Raw genomic sequence first — 20,429 nt, 5'->3', positions numbered from 1 at the left:
GTCGCTCCGGTGGTACGGGTCCGAGGCAGGTAAGTGACACCGGGATTCACCGCGGCCCTGTGCATACGCGAAGGCTCGTCGGTGCCGTACGCGGCGAGCAAGGCCGCGCTGAACCACGTGACCCGGCTGCTCGCGGCCGCGGTCGGGCCCGAGGTACGGGTCAACGCGGTGGCACCGGGAGCGGTGGACACGCCGATGACGAAGGACTGGGCGCAGGCGCACGAGCTGTGGCGGGAGCGCGCGCCCATGCGCCGGCCGGCCCAGCCCGCCGACGTGGCCGATCTGGTGGCGTCGCTGATCGCCAGTACCTATCCGACCGGCGAGGTCATCGTGCTGGACGGCGGGCTGAATCTGACCTGAGAAGCCATCCGCCTTGCCGCGGGCTTGCGTTCACCGGCAGGGCCGAGACGCGAGGCCGTCCAGCGGCCGGAGCCGGGGTGGGTTCGCGGTCAGCCGATGTAGCCCTCGAGGTCGGTGACGACGTTGAGAGATCCGTTCGCGTTGTGGATGTGGATGTTGCCGTTGGCGTCGACGGGGACCACGGCCAGTACCGGGCGGGTTTCGCCGGTGCTCAGGTTGTCGTTGTACACGGTGGGCAGGCTGCCGGCGCCGTACGCGGTGAGGTGGGTGCCGGTGGTCGGGGCGACGCCGGTGAGGTTGACCAGTACGGCGGTTGCGTCGGCCGGGACGCCGTGGACTCCGGCGGCCTTCACGGTGAGAGTGCTGTTCGCGCCGAGCGGCTTGGCAGGGGTGCCCGTGCCGTTGCGGCTGTCGAGGATGCGGGTGGGGTTGACCGGCACGAAGGGGCTGCCGACAGGAGCGTTGTCGCCATCGGCGTTGTAGTTGGTGTAGACGCCCTGGAGGTCCGCGATCAGGTTGACGCGTCCGCCGCTGTTGTAGATCTTGATCTTGCCGCCGCTGCACACCTTCGTCACGACCAGGTTGGAGACGGTCTGCCCGGTGCGGTAGTTGAGGTTCGACGCGGTGGGGCGGCTGCCGCAGTAGACGGTGACCACGCCGCTGCCGGTGCCCCCCGTCACGGTGACGTCGAGGACGGCGCCGATGGTCTCGACCGCCTGTCCTTCCTTCGGCAGGGTGACGGTTGTCGTGCTGCCGGGGGCGACCTTGCTCTTGGCCGCACCGGTGCCGTAGCGGGTGTCCAGGACCCGGGTCGGGGCGACGGGGGCGAGGTTGCCCATCTGGTCGTTCCTGGTGATGGCCTTGGTCGTGAAATAGCCCTGCACGTCGGCGATGAGATCGACGTAGCCGTGGGCGTTGTACAGGTCGATGTAGCCGTCCGTGCCCACCCGGACCGTGACCAGGTTCGGGTTGGTCCGCCCGGCGGTGAAGTCGAGGCTGGACGCGGTCGGGCGGCTGGAGCCGTACGGGTACACGGTGACGTAGCTGCTCGCGGTGGCGTCGGCGTCGGTGACGTTCATGGTCACCGCGGTCACCCCGGAGGCCGGGACGCCGCCCACGCCGAGGACCTTGAGACGGACCACGCTTCCGGGCCCCACCCGCCGTTTGGCGGCGCCCGTGCCGTTGCGGGTGTCGAGGATGCGCTTCGGGCTGGCGGCGACGTATGCCGGGCCGACGGTGGTCCGGGTGGTGTCGGTGGCGGTACGTCCGTCGGAGTCGGTGAGCTGCTGGGTGACGGTGTACGGGCCGGCGGCGGCGTACGTGTGCTGCACATACCCCTTGGAGCCCGTGACGGAGACGGCCGCCGAGCCGTCGCCGAAGGTGATCCGGTCACTGGTGATCGGGTAGCCGCTGTAACTGGAGGCGTCGAAGTGGCAGACCGCGGTGTCCGGCAGAGCCGGGCCGGTCTGGCAGGTGAGGTTCCCGGTCAGCGGCGGGACCGGCCTGACGGAGAAGTAGTAGCTGACCTCGGTGCCCATCTTGGTGCCGTCCGGCCGGTACACCGTGACCGTGGCGTAGATGTCGGTGCTCGTCGTGGGCTGCGTGTACGTGTGCGTGGCCGAACCGGTGGTGGACGGGGCCGTGGTGCCGTCCCCGAAGCCGAACGTGTAGCTGTAGCCGTCGAGGGAGTCCGACCACGGGTTGACGAGGTCGGCCGAGAAGGTGACCGGCTCGCCGACGTACACGGCCTGGGACGAGCGGCCGGCTGTCCCGAGGCTCAGCGGGTCCTGGAACTCGACCGCGCCCCGGTCATGGGTACCGGCGCCCGCGCCGGTGTCGGTGACGAGTGGGTCGTCGACCCGCTGCGCTCCATGGAGGTCGGTGGGGAGTTCGCCGGGAGCGTCGGCGTCGGCCGAATCGATCAGCGGCGAGTGCTCCGAGGGCGCACCGTACGTGGCGGAGAGCGTCACGTCCCTCTGGTCCAGGTCGTGGGCTCCCTGACCGGTGCCGGTCAGGAACGCCTGGCTGGTGGCGTAGGCGGCGCCCGCCCAGTCGTAGTCGATGCCGGTCGACAGGGGGTTGATCGCGTTGTAGTCCGCCGTGACGTGCGGTGCGGAGGCGGCGTCCACCGCGATTTCGGCGGGGGTCCCGGTGCCGGAGCAGGATGCCTCCGGGTCGGGGAGCATGACGGTGTTCTCCACGGTCCCCGAGCTGCCGTCGGTCAGGTTGACGGCGTTGCCGCAGACCGTCCGGATGGTGTCACCGGCCAGGTGGAGGCCCGTGGTGCCGGCGGCCGAGATGCCGCCACCGAGCTGCGTGAGGTCGTCGGCCAGCGTGATGTCCTGTGCTCCGGCCGCGCCGGCGAAGGCCAGACCGCCGGACTCGGGGGCGATATTCAGACGGGTGAGCGAGATGCCGGAGGACGAACCGTCGACGCTGATCGTCGTCGCGGTGCTGGGGGCCGCCTGAGCCGTGCTGACCCCGCCCGCGTCGTAAGTGATGTGCTGGGACTGGGAAACCACCAGGGTGCTCGTCCCGATCGACGAGAGGCTGAATCCGGTCACGTCGACGTACTGGGCACCGGAAAAGGTCATCGCCGGAATCGCGGTGTTGCTCAGGACGGCGGCGCGGGTGGCCGTCGGGTTGTCGCCGGGATCCGTGACGAAGGTGACGGGTGCGTCCACGGTGCCGGCCGATCTGATGGTCACCGGGGCATACCGGGTCTTGTTCCGTGCCACGTACACGGTGTCCCCGGGCGTCGCCTCATCCGCGGCCGGCTGGATCTGACAGAAAGGCACCGCCTGCGAGCCGGGTCCGGTGTCGCTGCAGCCGGCAGCGTCGTCGTCGACGTACAGGGCCGTGCCGGTGTCGGCATGGGCGACGCCGGTACCGAGACCGCACATCAGTACGGAGAGGACGGCAGCGGATGTCGCGAGCAGCCGCTTACGGCTCATGAACGTGTTCCCCCCGGGCCATGGGATGTCGGCGCGCACAGCCACTGAGATCCAGTCACCTGTCTGCTGGAGTTGGCGGAACGATATGGCACATCAGGTGCGGGCAGATCGTCCGAATGCGTCTCGCCTGCCGTCCGCGAGCCCCTTGAGACAAATCTTGATCAATCAAAGAGCCTTGCACTGCAGACTTTTGGGCCTTCTATTACCTCGCGCACTCCCCGGTCAGCGCCCCTGTGAGCCGGTCCAGGCGCAACAGCCACCCAAGAGGCGCTCGAACGCCACTCCAGGCCACTCGCGCCTCGATTGCCTCAAATCGGGAGACGCATTTCCCGTGACCTGCACCCTTGGACGAGTAAATAGTGGCGGGTCACAATGCGCGGCCGTCAGAACACGCCTTTGTACACCTGCCAACCCGAGGCGATCTTCGTGCGGGGCCCGAACGAGCCCGAGCCGTTCCCGGTGTTGCGCCATAGGTTGCCCGAGGTGTCGCGGGAGACGATGTCCGCTCTGCCATCGCCGGTGATGTCGCCGACGCCCACGACGGCGTTGTACGACGAGCCCCAGCCGGAGGCCACTTTCACGCGGGACTTGAAGCCGCCGGAGCCGTTGCCGTCGTAGCGCCAGAGGGCGTTGGAACGGTCCTGGGCCAGGAGGTCACCGCGGCCGTCGCCGTTGAAGTCGCCGACGCCCACGATCTTCTTGTAGCCCGACCAGTTCCCTGCGATCTTGACCCGCGCCGACAGCTTCCCCGCGCTCGTGCCCTTGTACAGGAACAGTTCTCCCGTGGACGCCTTGCGCGCGATCAGGTCGGGGCGGCCGTCCCCCGTGATGTCGCCGGGCGAGGTCAGCAGGTTGTACTGGTTCCAGCCGGTGCCCAGCGACGTGTGCGGGGTACTCGTGAGGAAAGCCTGACCGCGCATGGTCCGGTACACCCGCAGCTCGCCACTGCTGAACCGGACGAGGATGTCGTTGCGCCGGTCGCCGCCCAGGTCGCCGAACGGGACCAGCGTCACGGAGGAGGGCCAGCCCGAGGCGGACATGGCCTTGTCGAAGCCGCCCGTCCGGTTGCCCGGGCGGTAGCTGATGACGCCGGAGGAGCTGAGGGTCATGGCGTCGCCGACGCCGTCGGGCGCCCAGGTGGCGCTGTTGGTGAAGTCGTGGCGTACGGCTGCTCCGTCGGACACGTTCACCGTCTGGGTCACCGTCAGCGCCGGCCCTGAACCGTCGGCGGTCGGGGCCGTGAGCTTGAAGGTGTACATGCCGTTGGGGACGAGTTCGCCTGTGGTGTTCCGCGTGTCCCACCGTGCGGTCAGTGTGCCGTCCACCTCCCCGCCGGTGAGCGTGCGGACCACGGCGCCGGTGGCCTTGCTGGTGAGCGTGGCCGTCCAGGAGGCGGCGGGCTTGGAGAGCAGTCCGCGCCACTGCCACCACGGGCTGCCGACCGCGCTGCTCTCCGACGCGTTGTCGGTCGCCTCGGACTCGACGGCGGAGAGTCGCTGGGTGGCGACCCCGCTGGGCACCAGGTGGATCCGCTGGTCCGCGTCGACGTAGGCCGCAGGTCCGCCGAACTTGTCCACGGTCCAGGTCACCCCGCGCAGGCTGGAGTTGCCCGCCGCGAGGTCGCCGATCTTGCGGGTGGTCGCGGTGCCGTCGGCGAAGGAGGTGAGGAGGAGCGCGCCGGCCGAGGTGTCGTGCCGGACGAGGTAGCCGTCGCCGAGCAGTGCTTGGCCGGACGGGACGGGAATGTTCTTCTTCGCCGTTCGGTCCCAGACGCCCGCCGTCGAGGTCGGGCCGCAGGACCAGTAGATCCAGCGGCCGACCGCCTGCAGTTCCTTGGGGACGCACGGGGCGCCGGTGCTGACGGTGTCGGTGACCTTGCCGGTCTTCAGGTCCTTGGCGGTGACGACACCGGTGCCGGAAGCCGGCGTCCACAGGCTGGTGCCCCAGACGGAGGCGGCCGTCACGGAGCGGGTGACGATGGGCTCGAGGCTGTTGTAGACGCCGAGGTCGCCCACGTACTGCTTGGCGGGAGAGGAGCCGTTGACGATGGCGTAGCGGCCGGTGACATCGAGGACGGACCCGGAGGCCGAGGGCAGGTAGAAGAAACCGGCCTGGTCGTTCTTGTCGAGGGACTGGACGAACGAGCCGACGGGGTCGGACTGCGCGGTGAACGTCACCGCACGGCCGTCGCCGGTGGCGTACGGGCCCACACCGAGGCCGTTCCACTTCCGCCAGGTCGGAGTGCCCGGCGTTCCGTCGGCGGCGATCGGCCGGGTGTAGTAGGCGCCCATGAAGCTGCTGTCGGGCTCGTCGGTGGCCAGGGTGCCGTTCTGCAGCGACAACCGGCTGATCTTCGCGGCCGCAGGCGGTACGGCGGTCAGCTCCGTCAGCGTCGGGCTGCCCGTCCCCGTGTCGGTGACCCTGCGTACCGCCCAGTGCCCGGCGTCGGTGCCGCCCACGGTCAGCAAAGTGCCGTCCGGTGCCGTGACGAGGGAACTGTTCGCGTGCCGGAGCAGGGTGACCGGGTCACCACCCGTGAGGGGTACGGCCATCAGCCGCTCGCCGGGCTTGTCGGCCAGATCGTTCGGGCTCGTCGGCACGGACCGGGCCACCACCAGCCAGCGTCCGGCGATGCCCGCGTACGCGGTGCCCTCCGTGCCGGGCAGCGTCACGGTGGTCTCGGCGGCGGAGAGGTCGGTGCGGTCCAGGACGTGTGCCACCGGGTTGTCGGACCGGTACCAGACCAGCCGGTCGGCGCTCAGCGCCACAGCCGTGGGGGCGAGGGACACGGTCACATCGCCGGTGACTCTCGCGGCGGCCAGGTCCACCAGGGCCAGGTGCCGCTCGCCGTTGCCCAGCGCGTAGCCGATGACGGCGGTGCCGCTGTCGCCGCCCAGCACGCTGAAGTTGGCCGTGATTCCGGCCGGCCATCCGGCGACGGGGGTGCCTTCGGCGGGCGCGCCGTCGCCGTAGAGCCACAGCACCCGGTTGCCGTCGGCGTCCCGGGCCTGGGTCAGCACATGGGTGCCGAAGGTGGCCTCGTACGCGCCGTGAGTGAGGGCGACATCCGTGGTGGTGCCGGCGGACAGGTCCCTGAGGACGACCTTCTGCGTGGGCGAGACGACATCGGCCACGACATCGGACGACGACCCCAGGTATGCGGGGAGTTCGAGTCGCGCCAGGTCGCCCAGCTCGGTCGTCGTACCGGTGTCGTACGACGTCCACAGGTAGCCCGAACGACCCTCCTGGGCATGCAGATAGCCGCTGGGGCCGGCGCTGTAGATCCGGTCCCGGCGCGGTGTGTAGCGGTCCGCCTGGAAGACTTTCTCCGCCGCGAGGGCGGTACCCCCGGCACCGTTGTCCGCGTCGGCCGTGACGGCGAAGGGGCCGGGACCGGCGGTCACGGTGAGAACTGCCAACGCGGCGACAACGCCACGGGCGGTGGTACGACGGACCATCGTCGTCTCCTGGGCCTCTCGACGGAAAAGGCATGACGGGACGGCGGCGACCGATCAGGCGCGCGTCTACAGCGCTGCGAAATTGCCCAGCCCCCCAGCTGCCCCCCATGCAAAGCGGCACGAGAATAACAGCAAGCCCAGACACCTCAGGGGTACCGGGGGAAGGAGAGCACGAAGTGGCCAACAGGTCAGCCACCGAGCGGGGCCCGGGGCTCAAATGCCTTTGCAAGACGGCATGTTGGGCGACGGATGCCGCGCCGGCGTAATGTCGGACCCGTGGGCACCACGGCGGTGGCCCACGGCGCTGCGGTGACCAAGTGCGGTGGGCGAGCGTGAGCAGAAGAAAGCCGAGCGTCGGGCGATGCCGCTGCCGTCGTCCCGTCTGGCGCTTTGCCGGGATCGCATCCGTCCTCGTCCGGCCACTCACGTGGAGTGGTCACACCGGCGAACTCCCCTTCGTCGAAGGCGCGTTGAGTCGTCCGAAGGTCGGTCGGCCGCCCGCCGTGCGGCGAGGAGGGGAGGCGGGAGGCCTCCGGTAGGGGTCTGACGTCGGAGTCCGTCGAGTGAGGTGGAGCGGCGGTCGGCGCCCAGGGGCACCGGTGTGTCAGGGCGCTCCGAGGCCGTGCAGCAGGGTGTCGACGACGATGTCGGCGGCCTGTCCGGGGCTCAGCTCCGGCAGTTGCCGGGACACCAGGTGCATCAGCTGGGGCAGTAGCGCGCTCGCCCACCCCTTTGGCAGTCCGGGGCGCAGCAGGCCCTCGTCGGTGGCCCGTTCGAGGAAGGTGTCGATCTCGCGGACGGCTGCGTCCCGGCGGTCGCGGACGCTGTCGTCGGTGAGCATGCGGGCGAGGTCGACCGGCCAGGTGCGGTTGACGGTGATGATGTTCTCGACGTAGCGGTGCAGTGCGACGGCGACGGGGGCCTCGCGCAGCCGGGCGTCCTCGACGGCCTGTTCAATGGCCGTGAGACGGGACTCGTAGATGGCCGCGAGGAGTTCCTCGCGGGAGGCGAAGCGCCGGTAGACGGTGCGCCGGTCCACGCCGGCCTCGGCGGCGATGCCCGCGATGCTCGCGCCGGGATCGGCGGCGAGCATGCGGGCTCCCGTGGTCAGGACGGCTTCCAGGTTGCGTGCTGCGTCGGCTCTCACGACGTCGATTCTAGCCGTCGATTGTGAAACCTGAGACATGTAGCGCCTCACATCTGTGTATCCACACCCAGTAAGTGCTACATTCGAGTGACAGATAGGGCGGATGTCGCCTATCCATTGAGACCCAACGCCGTATTGCGGCAGCTCACCGCGGCTGTCGCCCCTTGGAGAGAGGCCGAGTTCGATGCCGAAGACACAGCAGCCCCCGTCACCCAGGTCGGGCGGCATCGCTGCCGCGATGAGCGCCCTGATCCTCGCCGTCCTGCTGGCGGCTCTGGACCAGACGATCGTCTCCACCGCCCTGCCCCGGATAGCGGAGGACCTGAACGGGTTCGACAACATCGCCTGGGTCAGCGCCGCGTATCTGCTCGCGTCCACGGCGGTCACCCCGCTGTGGGGCAAGCTCGGTGACATGTTCGGCCGCAAGCGGCTCTACCTGGCTTCGACCTCGGTCTTCCTGATCGCCTCGGTAGCCTGCGGCCTGGCCCGGAACCTGCCCGAGCTGATCGGCGCCCGGGTGCTCCAGGGCGTGGGCGGCGGCGGCATGATCGTGCTGACCTTCGCCCTGGTCGGCGACATCGTCGCACCGGGTGAGCGGGGCCGGTACCAGGGCATGTTCGGATCGGTCTACGGCGTCGCCAGCATCGTCGGCCCCTTGCTGGGGGGCGTCTTCACGGACCAGCTGTCCTGGCGGTGGGCCTTCCTGGTCAATCTGCCCTTCGGCATCGTCGCGCTGGCCATCGCCGCCCGCGCGCTGCCCGCGGCCGCCCGGGGCGCCAAGGCCCGTATCGACTACCTCGGCGCCACCGTCCTGGCCGCCATCGCCACCGGCCTGGTTCTGATCACGTCCTTCGGCGGGCGCTGGGGCTGGGGATCGCCGGGCATCGTTGGGCTGATCGTCGCCGTCGTCGTGCTCGCCGTACTGCTGGCGCCCGTCGAGCGCCGGGCCGCCGCCCCCGTCCTGCCGCCGGCCATGCTCGGCTCCCGGACCGTGGTCTTCTCCTCGCTGATCGGCTTCTTCGCCAACGCCGCGATGTTCGCGGTGCTGGTCTACCTGCCGACCTACCTCCAGATCGTCCGCGGCGTCTCGGCCACCCTGTCCGGCATCTCCATGCTGCCGCTGGTCGCGGGTCTGGTCGTCAGTCAGTCCCTGGCCGGACGCTGGGCCGCGCACGTCGAGCGGTTGCGGACGATCCTGCTCGCCGGTCTGGCCGCCAACCTTGCCGGACTGCTCCTGCTGGGCACCATCGGCGCCGCCACCGGCACCCTCGTGCTGAGCGTCTACTTCCTGATCACCGGTGTCGGCATCGGGATGGTGCCCATGGTCGTGCTGACCACCGTCCAGAACAGCGTGCCCGCCGCCGACCTCGGCGCCGCCAGCGCCGTCGTCACCTTCGCCCGCTCCATCGGTGCCGCCTTCGGAGTCGCCGTCTTCGGCACCCTGCTCAACACCGGATTCGCCGGCCGCACCCACGCCCTGCCGACCGCCGGCGGCTTCGACGCGGGCCGCCCGGACACCATCGGACAGCTGCCCGCCGCCCTGCGCGACACCGCACTGGACGCCTTCGCCCACGCCACGGCCATGGGTTACCTCTGGATCGCCCCGACCCTCGCCGCCGGCATCCTCCTCGCCCTGTTCCTCCGGCCGGCCCGGACGGCCGGGAAGGCCGCGGGCACCCCCGCCACCGCGGCCGACGGTGTTCCCGCCACCGCCGAGGACACCGTCACCGCGGCCTGACCTCTCCGGCAGCGCTCCCTCGAACGGCCGACGCCCTCATCGGGCGCCGGCCGTCGGCGTGTTCCCGGGTGCCAGGCTCTGTCCGGCCGCCCCCTCCGCGGGGCGCCCTCGGACGGTCTCGGTATCGACATTGGGGAGAATCAGAGCTGTACAGCTTCTACAGTGTGCATTTAACGAATGTAAGTGCTACATTGAAGTGACAGATGGATGGCACGTCCGAACGATCCGACACAGGAAGAGAGAACGCGCATGATCACCTACGACCGGCTTTTCATCGGAGGTTCCTGGACCGAGCCGAGCAACCCGGAACTGCTCGACATCGGCTCGCCGCACGACCGGTCGGTGGTCGGCCGCGCCGCCCAGGCACGGCCCGCGGACATCGATCGCGCGGTGGCCGCGGCACGGGCGTCCTTCGAGGCGGGCGAGTGGCGGCTGACCCTGCCCGAGGAGCGGATCGCGGTCCTGCGCAGGTTCAACGCGCTGCGTGAGGAGAACGCGGAGAAGATCGCGCACCTGATCTCGCTGGAGAACGGCTCGGCCGGATGGTTCACCCGCGCTGGACAGCCCGGCCTGACCCGCCAGGCGAACGCCTACCTGAAGGCGGCGGAGGAGTTCGGCTGGGAGGAGACCCTGGTGCCCTCCGACCCCGCCTCCCCCGTGCGCAGCGTGGTGCGCCGGGAGGCGGTCGGCGTCGTGGCCGCGGTGATCCCGTGGAACTCGCCGTTCTCCTCGGCCACCTCGAAGATCATCCCCGCCCTGGTCGCCGGCAACTCCGTGGTCCTCAAGGTGTCCCCGGAGAACTCGCTGAGCATGGGCTTCCTGTCTGAGCTGCTGGAGCGGGTGGGCCTGCCCGAGGGCGTGATCAGCGTCCTGCCCGCCGACCGCGAGACCAGCGAGTACCTGGTCTCGCACCAGGACGTCGACAAGATCGCCTTCACCGGCTCGACGGGCGCCGGCCGCCGTATCGCCTCGATCGCGGGCGAGCAGCTCAAGCGCGTCAGTCTGGAGCTGGGGGGCAAGTCCGCGGCCATCATCCTGCCGGACGCCGACATCCAGAAGGCGGTCGCGGGCCTGAAGTTCGGCTCCCTGCTCAACAACGGCGAGTCGTGCATCGCGCAGACCCGCATCCTGGCCCCGCGCGAAACGTACGAGGAGGTCGTCAGCGCGCTGAAGGAGCTGGTGGAGTCGCTGAAGGTGGGCGACCCGAACGATCCCGACACCTTCATCGGCCCGATGATCCGCCCCGACCAGCAGGAGCGCGTGCGCAGTTACATCCAGCTCGGTATCGACGAGGGCGCCCGCCTGGTCACCGGCGGCCCGCAGATCCCCGAGGGCCTGGAGAAGGGCAACTACGTCACGCCCACCGTCTTCGCCGACGTCGACAACTCCATGCGGATCGCCCAGGAGGAGATCTTCGGACCGGTCCTGGTCGTCATCGCCTACGACGACGAGGACGACGCCGTCCGCATCGCCAACGACTCCGAGTACGGACTCTCCGGCGGCGTCTGGTCCGCGGACGAGAGCCACGCCCTGGAGGTGGCCGGCCGGGTCCGCACCGGCACCGTCACGGTCAACTGCGCCTCCGTCGCCTTCGACGGCCCGTTCGGCGGCTTCAAGGCCAGCGGCATCGGCCGCGAGTACGGCGCGGTCGGCATCGGCACCTACACCGAGTACAAGACCATCACCGTCTGACCCGGCACCGGTGATGCACAGACCATCGTCGATCCGAAGCTCCGGACGGCCGTGGCCCGCCGCGACCGGAGCGGACGAGCAGCCGGTCCCGGCGACCACGCGTCACCGGGACCGGCCCTCGACACCCACATCACTCGGACGCCGAGATCGACCGCCCCGCAGCCCATTCCACAGCGTCGGACAGCCGGAACCGCCAGTGTGGTGTGCACCGCTGTTACGCCGACCGTGACGGACCCTTTCCCGTCTCGGAGGGGGAGGCCGATGCCTGACCGCCGTCGCCCTCACCACCCCCGTCGACGACCGCACGAGCGAGATGCGGATGCTGTACTACATCCGCAAACCGGCCCGGTTCCCGTTCCTGACGCCCGCGCTCAAGGTCGTCTTCCGAACGCAAGCCCTGGGCGAGGTGCGTGAGGAGCTCCGGATCTGGGATCACAAGATCCACCGACCGCACCCGATCCTGCTGCCGCACGAAAAGGGCATCAAGGCATTGCGTCGCTGGTACGCGCAGTTCTACCCGTCCGGCCTTCCCCTCGCGCAGTCGCGCGACCTCACCTCGCCCGCCGGGACCCGGAGCAGCGGCCCGACAGGGAGCGACTAGCTATTTCTCCAGTGCCACAGGCCGCCGTGGCCCGGGCCGGCCAGCCCGGTCCCGCCCTCGTCCTGCCGCACGGCACCGTCCCGTTCCCCGACGTGCCTGTCTCGCCGCCCTTGGGGCCGGACCCAGGGCCTGCCGCGCGCGAGGTCGTCGGACGCGGCAACCCATGTGCGGTCGCAACGGTCCCCGAAGGTGCTGCCCCGCACGCAGAGCGGCCCTGCGTAAGCGGCCTCCTGATGGCACGCGTCTTCCGAGTCCCCGTGTCCGTGCCCTCCGCCTGCCTCATGTTCCGGCACACCGCCGCTGACCTGCGGCTCCCCGGAGAGCGCTGCCGGACGGTTCGCCGTGCGCGGGACCCGACTCGCGGGAGCCTCTCCCGGTCCGCGTCCACCGATCGGTGGACGCGAAGTTCAACCGGGTGCCTCTGTCTGCCAACTACCCGGGACAGCAAGGCTTTTGGGCATGAGATCACTCACTGTTCGCATGGCGCGTTGGAGCGCCCGGCATCCCTGGCGGGCCATCGTCGGCTGGCTCGTGTTCGTGGTGCTGTGCCTGGCGGTCGGCAGTGCCGTCGGCACGCACAGTGCCACCACGGCCGACTACCGGGTCGGCGAGGCCGGCCGGGCGGAGGCGATGGCCGCCGAGGGCCATCTGGAACGCAGGTCCACCGAGCAGGTGCTGATCTCCGCCAGGTCGGGCCACCTCGACCAGGCCGCGGCCGAGGCCGCCGCGAAGGACCTGACGGCCCGGATGAAGCGGCTGCCCGAGGTGGCGGGCGTGGCCGACCCGCTGCTGTCCGGGGATCGCCGGATCCTCATGGTCGAGGTGGCCCTCAAGGGCGAGGAACGTGACGCGAAGGACAAGGTCGACGCGCTGCTCGCCCAGACCGAGGCCGTGGGGAAGGCGCATCCCGGGCTGCTGCTGGAGGAGACCGGGAGTCCCTCCATCAGCAAGGGAGTCGACCAGCAGCGCGGCGACGACCTGGCGCTGTCGGAGGAGATCACGCTGCCCATCACCCTGGTCACCCTGCTGGTCGTCTTCGGGTCCGTGACCATGGCGGGGGTGCCGCTGCTGCTGGCCCTGTCGTCGATCGCGGCGGCCGTCGGGCTGTCGATGGTGGCCTCGCACCTGTCCCCGGACGCCGGGGTCGGCACGAACGTCATCCTGATGATCGGCCTCGCCGTCGGCGTCGACTACACGCTCTTCTACCTCAAGCGGGAGCGTGAGGAGCGGGCCCGCGCGGCCGGCCGACTGAGCTCCGAGGCGCTGGTGGAGCTGGCCGCGGCGACCTCGGGGCGGGCGGTCGTGATCTCCGGACTCGCGGTCGTGGCCTCCACCGCGACGCTGTATCTCGCCTCCGACGTCATCTTCTCCTCGCTCGCCACCGGCACCATCGTGGTCGTCCTGGTCGCGGTGGCCAGCTCCCTGACGGCGCTGCCGGCGCTGCTGGTCAAGCTCGGCCAGCGGGCCGAGCGCAGGGCCCGGCGGCGTGCCGAACACGGAAAGCCGGCGCGCCCGATCCGGGGCGACGGCGGCGGCCGGGTGTGGGCCGCGCTGCTGCGGCCGGCGAGCAGGCACCCCCTCGCCACCCTGTGCGTCTCGGTTCTTGCCTTGCTCGCCCTCGTGACCCCGCTGGCAGGCCTGAAGATCACGGAGATGAGCCGGGACACGCACTCCCGCGCCATCCCCGCCATGCGGGTGTACGACCGGCTCAACGAGGCGTTCCCGGAGCAGCGGGTCACGCACCAGGTCGTCGTACGCGCCGACGCCGCGCGCGCCGCCGAGGTCGCCCGGGCGCTGCGCGAGCTGGCCCGGCGCGCCGACGCCGACCCGCTGTTCGCCGGTGCCTCGGGCATCCGGACGTCGGCCGACCACCGGATCAGTGTGCTCGAACTGAAGGTGCCGTACCTGGGCAACTCCGAGCAGGCGTACGAGTCCCTCGACCACCTGCGGGACGACTACCTGCCCGCGACCGTCGGGCGGATCGACGGGGCGGAGTCCGGAGTGAGCGGGGACGTCGCCCGGTACACCGACTATCCCGCTCACCAGAACAGCAGACTCCCCCTGGTCCTCGGGGCGTTGCTGCTGGTCACCTTCGTGATGACGGCGTACGCGTTCCGCTCCGTGGTGCTGGGTCTGATCGGTGTCGTACTGAATCTGCTGTCCGCGGCGGCGGCGCTCGGACTGCTGGTCCTGGTCTTCCAGGGGACCTGGGCCGAAGGGCTGCTGGACTTCCGCTCCACCGGTTCCATCGGCTCGCGCGTACCCCTGTTCCTCTTCGTGATCCTCTTCGGGCTCTCGATGGACTACCAGGTGTTCGTGGTGAGCCGGATCAGGGAGGCCGTGCTCGCGGGGGTGCCCACCCGGCAGGCCGTGCTGGAGGGAATCCGCAGGTCGGCGAGCGTGGTGACCAGCGCCGCGGTGGTGATGACGACGGTGTTCTCGAGTTTCGTCTTCCTGCACATCATCGAGATGAAGCAGATCGGTTTCGTCCTCGCGGTGGCCGTGCTGCTCGACGCCTTCATCGTCCGGATCATGGTCCTGCCGTCGGCGATGCTGCTGCTCGGCGAGGCGAGCTGGTGGCCCTCGCGGGCGGCAGGGCGCACGGGGGCGGCGGCTCAAATCGCCGACGGGGAACTGGTGGTCGACGTACGTTGATCGGTATGACCGCTCTCGCCGACCCCTTGGCCGACGCCTTCTGGGCCACGTCGCTGCGCCGGTGGAACACGGTGTGCTGGGCACTGTTCGGTGCGATGGCCGTCGGACTGGTGACGGCGGCTCCGTCCGGCGGGAGCAAGTACAAGGCGCTCGCACTGCTCGGCTGCGTGGTGCTGTGCTACGCGGTTCTCGACCGCTTCCCGGGGAACCCCGTCGTACGTCCGCAGGTCTATCTCTCGGTGCTGGTGCTCGCACTCGGCGGACTGGCGTATCTGGGCAGCAGCTATGCGGCGCTGTTCATGGTGACGCTGCCGCACTACTGGATGTTCGGGCGTACTCCGAGGACTTCCATGGGGTTCCTCGGAGCGGCCACCGGAGTCACGCTGACCGGGGCCCTGGTCCGGCAGGGCTGGTCGGCGGAGTTCTTCGGCGAGACGCTGGTGTCCACCCTGATCGTGGTCGCGGTGGGTGTGCTGATCGGCCTGTGGGCGCACTCGGTCGTCGCGCAGAGCAGCGAACGGGCGCGGCTGATCGAGGAGTTGGAGCGGACGGAGGCGCAGCTGTCCGAGGCTCACCAGCGGCAGGGCGCGGCGGACGAACGGGAACGCATCGCACGGGACATCCACGACACGCTCGCCCAGGGCTTCGCTTCGATCATCGTCCTCGCGGAGGCGGCACGGGCGGGCATGTCCGACGATCCGGCGCGCAGTGCCCGGCAGCTGTGGTCGATCGAATCCACCGCGCGTGAAAACCTCGCCGAGGCCCGGGAGTTGGTGGGCTCGGCGCGGCAGCCGGGTCCGGGCCGGGCGGCGGCCGGTACGGTGGCGCAGACGCTGCGCCGCACTCTGGACCGCTTCGCGGAGGACACCGGGCTCGCCGTGGACGCCGACCTGGCGGACCTGGAGTGCGACCAGCAGACCCGGATCGCGCTGCTGCGCTGCACCCAGGAGTCCCTGGCCAACGTGCGCAAACACGCGCGCGCGTCCACGGTGGGGGTGGTGCTGGTCCGGCGTCCGTACGGAGTGGAGCTGGAGATCACCGACGACGGCAGCGGGTTCGTGGCGGGGGAGTCGGCGGGCTTCGGGCTCGACGGCATGCGCAAGCGACTGGCGGAGCTGGGCGGGAGGCTCACGGTGACGAGTTCGGTGGGCGACGGTACACGGATCCTGGCGACGATCCCGCCGGCGAGTGAGGCGGAGGCATGAGGGAACGAGGTCTGCGCATCGTCGTGGTGGACGATCACACCGTGATGCGGGCCGGAGTGGTCGCCCTGCTCGCGGCCGAGGACAGCATCGAGATCGTCGGCGAGGCGGGCGACGGACGCGCGGCGCTCGAACTCGTCGAGCGGTACGACCCCGACGTCGCCCTGGTCGATCTGCGGATGCCCGAGCTCGACGGGGTGGCCACCACGACCGAGATCGTCGCCCGGTATCCGCGTACCCGGGTGCTGATCCTGACGACGTACGACACCGACACGGACATCGAACGCGGGGTGGAGGCCGGAGCCATCGGCTATCTGCTCAAGGACACCACCCGCGAGCAGCTCGTCGACGCCATCCACGCGGCGGCACGCGGCGAGACGGTGCTCGCTCCCCGGGTCGCCGAGAAGCTCGTGGCGCGGATGCGGCGTCCCGTCCAGGACCCGCTGACCGACCGCGAGACCGACGTCCTCGACGCGGTGGCCGACGGCCTCACCAACGCCGAGATCGGCAGACGCCTCGTGATCGCCGAGGCCACGGTGAAGACGCATCTGCTGCGCCTGTTCGCCAAGCTCGATGTGAACGACCGGACGAGGGCGGTGGTGGTGGCCATGGAGAGGGGGCTCCTGCGACGGCCTTAGAAGCGCCTTGGCCCGCAGCGACACCGGAAGCTCCCACAACCGCCAAGCCTCTCCACTGTCGAGATGGTGTGAGCTCCGCCCGGAAGCCCGGGTCAGGAGCCGGCGGCGGCCACGGTGATGTGCCCTGTCCGGCGGTCCGCGCGGAGCACGTTGCGGGCCGCCGCGAGGATCTCCTCGTCCATGTCCGTTCCGGAGGCCGTCAGAACCTGGAGCAGGCGGGTCCACCACACGTCGGGGTCCGTCTCGTACGCGTCCAGCACCCGTACCCCATAGCCGCCCGGCACGCCGTTCCCGCCATCGCCCAACCGTCGGCGGACTGCCTCTCTCAGCGCGGCGTGCAGGTCGTCGATCACTCCGCGTGAGGTGCCGGGGAGTCCGGGCGCCGCCCCCGTGGCCAACGCGGTGGCCACCAGTTCCACTTCGATCACTCGATCCTCCCGTTCGGGTTGTGCGGGTTGTGCGATGTCGTCTCCGCCACCATGACCGGGGGTGCTGCAATGCTGATGAATTTTCGATGACCTACGGGAGCGGAGGCTTCGCGGTGGACGGGGGATCTCCTCAGCTGCTTCGGTTCGAGGTGCTCGGGCCGTTACGGGCCTGGCGGGGCGGAACGCCCCTGATACTGGGCCCGTTGAAGCGACAGGCCGTACTGGCCGCGCTGCTGCTGCGCCAAGGGGCCGTGGTCAGTCATGAGCGGCTGCTCGACGCGGTGTGGGGGCCGGAGCCGCCCGCAGGCGGCCGCAAGGTGCTGCCGACGCACGTCAACTCGTTACGCAGGGCCCTTGATCCGGAAGGCACCCAGCCCGCGGAGTCGGTGATCCGCAGCGGCAAGGGCTGGTACCGCTTCGTCGTCGAGGGGATCCGGCTCGACACGGCGGATCTGGACGTGCGGAGCGATGAGGCGCTGCGCACCGTCGCGTCGGGCGATCTGGTCACGGCGGCGGGGCAGTTGTCGGCGGCCGTCGAGCTGTTCCGGGGCGAGCCCCTCGCCAACCTGCCGGGACCGTTCGCACAGGAGGAGCGGCAGCGGCTGGAGGAGCGCCGGCGGACGCTCCGGCTGGAGCGGCTCAAGTGCATGGTCCTGCTGGGCCGGTTCGCCGAGGCCCTCCACGACCTCGGTGGACTGTCGGCGTCTTCGGCGGCTGACCGCTACGACGAAGCGCTGACGGCCTTGCGCCTGCGGGCTCTGTACGGCTGCGGACGTCAGGCGGAAGCACTCAAGGCCTACGAGGACATACGCGTACGACTGCGTGACGAGCTCGGAACCGATCCCGGTGAGGAACTGCGCCGGGTGCACGAGGCGGTGCTGCACCAGGACGACGCCTTCCTCTTACGCCCGCCGGCTTCCTACCCGCCCAGGCCCGCCAAGCCGCGCGAGACCCCCGTGCCCGCCGAACTTCCGCACGACGCCCCGGGCTTCGTCGGCCGCACAGGCGAACTCGCCCGGCTCCATGCCCTGCTTCCGCCCGTGCAGGACCGGGGGACTGCGAACACCGTGATCATCTCCGCCATCGGCGGCGCCGCCGGCATCGGCAAGACCGCGCTGGCCGTGCACTGGGCACATCAGGTCCGCGACCACTTCCCGGACGGCCAGCTCTACGTCAACCTCCACGGCTTCGACCACGACCGGCAGCCCCTCCAGCCCGGCGAGGCCCTTGAGTTGCTGCTGCGCAGCCTGGGGTTCACGGCGTCGGAGATCCCCTCGCACCACGAGGCCCAGGGCCGCTTGTTCCGGACCCTGATGGCAGACCGGCGCATTCTGGTCCTGCTGGACAACGCGGCCTCGGCCGAGCAGGTACGTCCGCTGTTGCCGTCCAGCCCGACCTGCTGTGTCGTCGTCACCAGCCGCAATCGCCTCGGCGACCTCGTCGCCCACGACGGCGCCCATGCCCTGCCACTGAACCTCCTGAACCCGAACGAGGCCCGCGCGCTGCTGAGTCGAACCCTCGGCGCGGACCGGGTGGCCGCCGACGAGCGTGCGGTCGGCGAACTGATCCGGCTGTGCGGCAGCCTTCCGCTGGCGCTGCGGGTGGCCGCCGCCAGGCTGGCGGGCGATCCGGGCCTGCGGGCGGCCGACCTGGTCGCCGAGATGACCGAGGGCAACAGGCTGCAGGCGCTGGAGCCGGAAGGCGAGGCGAACTCGCCCTTGCATACGGCCTTTTCGGTGTCGTACCGGGATCTGGTACCAGGCGCGCGCCGGCTGTTCCGCCTGCTCGGCCTGTGCCCGGGCGCGGAGTTCACCGCCGAGGTCGCGGCGGCCCTGCTGGACGCACCGCTGTCGCAGGCCCGGCGTCTGCTCGGTGCGCTGGCCGCCGCCCACCTGATCGAACCGGTGACGGTGGGGCGTTACCGGTTCCATGATCTGCTTCGCGAGTATGCGCAGGAGCGGGCGCTGATCGAGGAGACGCCGGTGGACCGCGACGCCGCGTCGGAGCGGCTCATGATCTGGTACCTGAACGCCACTCGCCGGGCCGCGGGAACCTGGTTCTTCCCGGAGCTGCCCCCCGACCTCCGCCCCGGCGGGTACCCGGGCAGGCACTCGGACCCCGGATCCGACCGGTGGTTGGAGGCGGAGGTGGCGAACCTGCTCGCCGCCATCAACCATGCCGGTCGCCACGGCCCCCGCCCCGTCGCCTGGCACCTGGCCAACGCACTGTTCGGTCATTTCTGGCACCACCTGCCGCGGGCGACGTGGCAGACCACGGCGGAGACGGCGCTGGACGCGGCCACGGCCGAAGGCGACCTGTTCGGCCAGGCAGCCATGCACATGAGCCTTGGAGTGATCAAGTGGGACCGGGGGCATGGCAGGCAGGCGATGGATCACGGCGCACGCGTACTCGACATCAGCCGGCAGCTCGGTTGGGCGACGGGCGAGGCAGCCGGCCTCGGCGTCAGAGGTTTCGTGGAATGGAGCATGGCGCGCCTCGACCGTGCGCACGAGCATTTCACCGCCGGCCTGCGCGGCTTCCGGGAAGCCGGTAACCGCTACTTCGACGGGTTCGGGGTGGTCGGCCTTGCCATGACCTGCCGGGATCTGGGCCGGCTGCACGAGGCCGCCGATCACCTCGAACGCATCATCAACGCCGAGGAAGAGCTCGCCTGGTCGAACAAGAACGGAGCCCTGCAGATTCTGGGCTGGGTCTACTGGGAACTCGGCCGTCTCGCTGACGGCCTCGACGTCCTCGGCCCCGCGGTGGCCGCCGGCAAGAGGGCCCCTTATCGCCCCGGCCGCGCGATGATGCTCGACGCCATCGCGAAGATCAATATCGAGCTCGGCCGCCAGGGCGACGCGCTGATACTGGCCGGGCATGCCTTCGCCACGGTCAGACACACAGGACGCCAGTGGATTCAGTCCGGCATCCTCAACACGGTGGCCGCCGCCCACCGCAAACTGGCACATCCGGAACAAGCTCTTCAGGCCGACGAGCAGGCTCTCACGCTGGCCCGCGAGGCGAGATTCAAACGCGCCGAGGCGGACAGCCTCGTGAGCCTCTCCCTCACCCACAGGCAACTGGGCCGTTACGGCGAGGCCCGCACCCATTCCGAACAGGCACTGCGCCTGGCACGCGACCACTCCTTCCGTGTGGTGGAGGGCCAGGCCCTGACAGCACTGTCCGAAACAGCGGAGTCCGAGGGAGCACACGCCACAGCCGTCGAGCTGGGCCAGGAGGCCCTGGCCGTACACCGCGAGACCGGCCACCGGCTCGGCGAGGCCCGCACGCTCATGGCGCTCGCGCACGCCCACCGGATGACCGACGGTGCCGCCGCCGAACTGATGAGGCGGCAGGCATGGGAGGTCTTCTCGGACATCGGGGTGCCCGCGAAGGAGTACCAGGATCTCGACCGGTGACGTCTCGGCGGCCGTCCAGGGGCACGACTTCCCGGCGGGAGCAGGTGCTTGGCCGCCGAGGATCTCGTGTCGGTGTCGTAGTCGGCCGCAAGGGCCACGTTCACCGTGTGGAACGTGGCACGCGGAGGCCAGGC

11 protein-coding genes and 1 pseudogene are annotated in these 20,429 nt (G+C 70.4%); 8 read left to right on the top strand and 4 right to left on the bottom strand.

Annotated elements, in window-relative coordinates:
* Positions 1-33: 33 nt before the first annotated feature.
* A complete protein-coding gene (locus ACWGKQ_RS01500; protein WP_453289823.1) occupies positions 34-360 on the top strand; it encodes an SDR family oxidoreductase in 327 nt (108 codons plus the stop codon).
* Between the two features lie 89 nt (positions 361-449).
* On the opposite strand, the gene ACWGKQ_RS01495 is transcribed toward ACWGKQ_RS01500, so the two are convergent.
* The 3 genes from ACWGKQ_RS01495 to ACWGKQ_RS01485 all read right to left on the bottom strand — a co-directional run bounded on the left by ACWGKQ_RS01495 (position 450) and on the right by ACWGKQ_RS01485 (position 7,865).
* Positions 450-3,314 carry a PKD domain-containing protein gene (locus tag ACWGKQ_RS01495; protein WP_453289822.1) on the bottom strand — a complete coding sequence of 955 codons (2,865 nt, stop codon included), beginning with the start codon at positions 3,312-3,314 and terminating at the stop codon, positions 450-452.
* Positions 3,315-3,697: 383 nt separating this feature from the next.
* A complete protein-coding gene (locus ACWGKQ_RS01490; protein WP_453289821.1) occupies positions 3,698-6,772 on the bottom strand; it encodes an FG-GAP-like repeat-containing protein in 3,075 nt (1,024 codons plus the stop codon).
* Positions 6,773-7,376: 604 nt separating this feature from the next.
* The gene (locus ACWGKQ_RS01485) at positions 7,377-7,865 is read right to left on the bottom strand and encodes a TetR/AcrR family transcriptional regulator (protein WP_453290002.1); all 489 of its coding nucleotides are present in this window, start codon (positions 7,863-7,865) and stop codon (positions 7,377-7,379) included.
* 238 nt (positions 7,866-8,103) lie between these two features.
* Between ACWGKQ_RS01485 and ACWGKQ_RS01480 the strand changes: the two genes are divergently transcribed.
* The 6 genes and pseudogenes from ACWGKQ_RS01480 to ACWGKQ_RS01455 all read left to right on the top strand — a co-directional run bounded on the left by ACWGKQ_RS01480 (position 8,104) and on the right by ACWGKQ_RS01455 (position 16,445).
* Positions 8,104-9,657: an MDR family MFS transporter gene (locus tag ACWGKQ_RS01480; RefSeq protein ID WP_453289820.1), complete on the top strand. Its 1,554-nt coding sequence runs from the start codon at positions 8,104-8,106 to the stop codon at positions 9,655-9,657.
* A 249-nt stretch (positions 9,658-9,906) separates the two neighbouring features.
* On the top strand, positions 9,907-11,349 hold the full coding sequence (locus tag ACWGKQ_RS01475; RefSeq protein ID WP_453289819.1) for an aldehyde dehydrogenase: 1,443 nt from the start codon (positions 9,907-9,909) through the stop codon (positions 11,347-11,349).
* A gap of 265 nt (positions 11,350-11,614) precedes the next feature.
* Positions 11,615-11,950, top strand: a pseudogene (locus tag ACWGKQ_RS01470) (Rieske 2Fe-2S domain-containing protein); the annotation flags it as partial.
* A gap of 459 nt (positions 11,951-12,409) precedes the next feature.
* Positions 12,410-14,605 carry an MMPL family transporter gene (locus ACWGKQ_RS01465; RefSeq protein WP_453289818.1) on the top strand — a complete coding sequence of 732 codons (2,196 nt, stop codon included), beginning with the start codon at positions 12,410-12,412 and terminating at the stop codon, positions 14,603-14,605.
* 5 nt (positions 14,606-14,610) lie between these two features.
* Positions 14,611-15,810, top strand: a complete 1,200-nt coding sequence (locus ACWGKQ_RS01460) for a sensor histidine kinase (RefSeq protein ID WP_453289817.1) — start codon at positions 14,611-14,613, stop codon at positions 15,808-15,810.
* A complete protein-coding gene (locus ACWGKQ_RS01455; protein WP_453289816.1) occupies positions 15,807-16,445 on the top strand; it encodes a response regulator in 639 nt (212 codons plus the stop codon). The genes ACWGKQ_RS01460 and ACWGKQ_RS01455 overlap by 4 nt, the downstream gene beginning before the upstream one ends.
* Positions 16,446-16,537: 92 nt before the next feature.
* Here the strand turns inward: ACWGKQ_RS01455 and ACWGKQ_RS01450 are convergent, their stop codons facing one another.
* Positions 16,538-16,873, bottom strand: a complete 336-nt coding sequence (locus ACWGKQ_RS01450; RefSeq protein WP_453289815.1) for a hypothetical protein — start codon at positions 16,871-16,873, stop codon at positions 16,538-16,540.
* 20 nt (positions 16,874-16,893) lie between these two features.
* Here ACWGKQ_RS01450 and ACWGKQ_RS01445 point away from each other — a divergent pair, with 20 nt between their 5' ends.
* Positions 16,894-20,295 carry an AfsR/SARP family transcriptional regulator gene (locus ACWGKQ_RS01445; protein ID WP_453289814.1) on the top strand — a complete coding sequence of 1,134 codons (3,402 nt, stop codon included), beginning with the start codon at positions 16,894-16,896 and terminating at the stop codon, positions 20,293-20,295.
* Positions 20,296-20,429: the final 134 nt, after the last annotated feature.

This window comes from Streptomyces sp. NPDC054770, from assembly GCF_053611985.1.
Note: the sequence above shows the minus strand (reverse complement) of the source record. Positions and strands in the feature narration are given on the sequence as shown.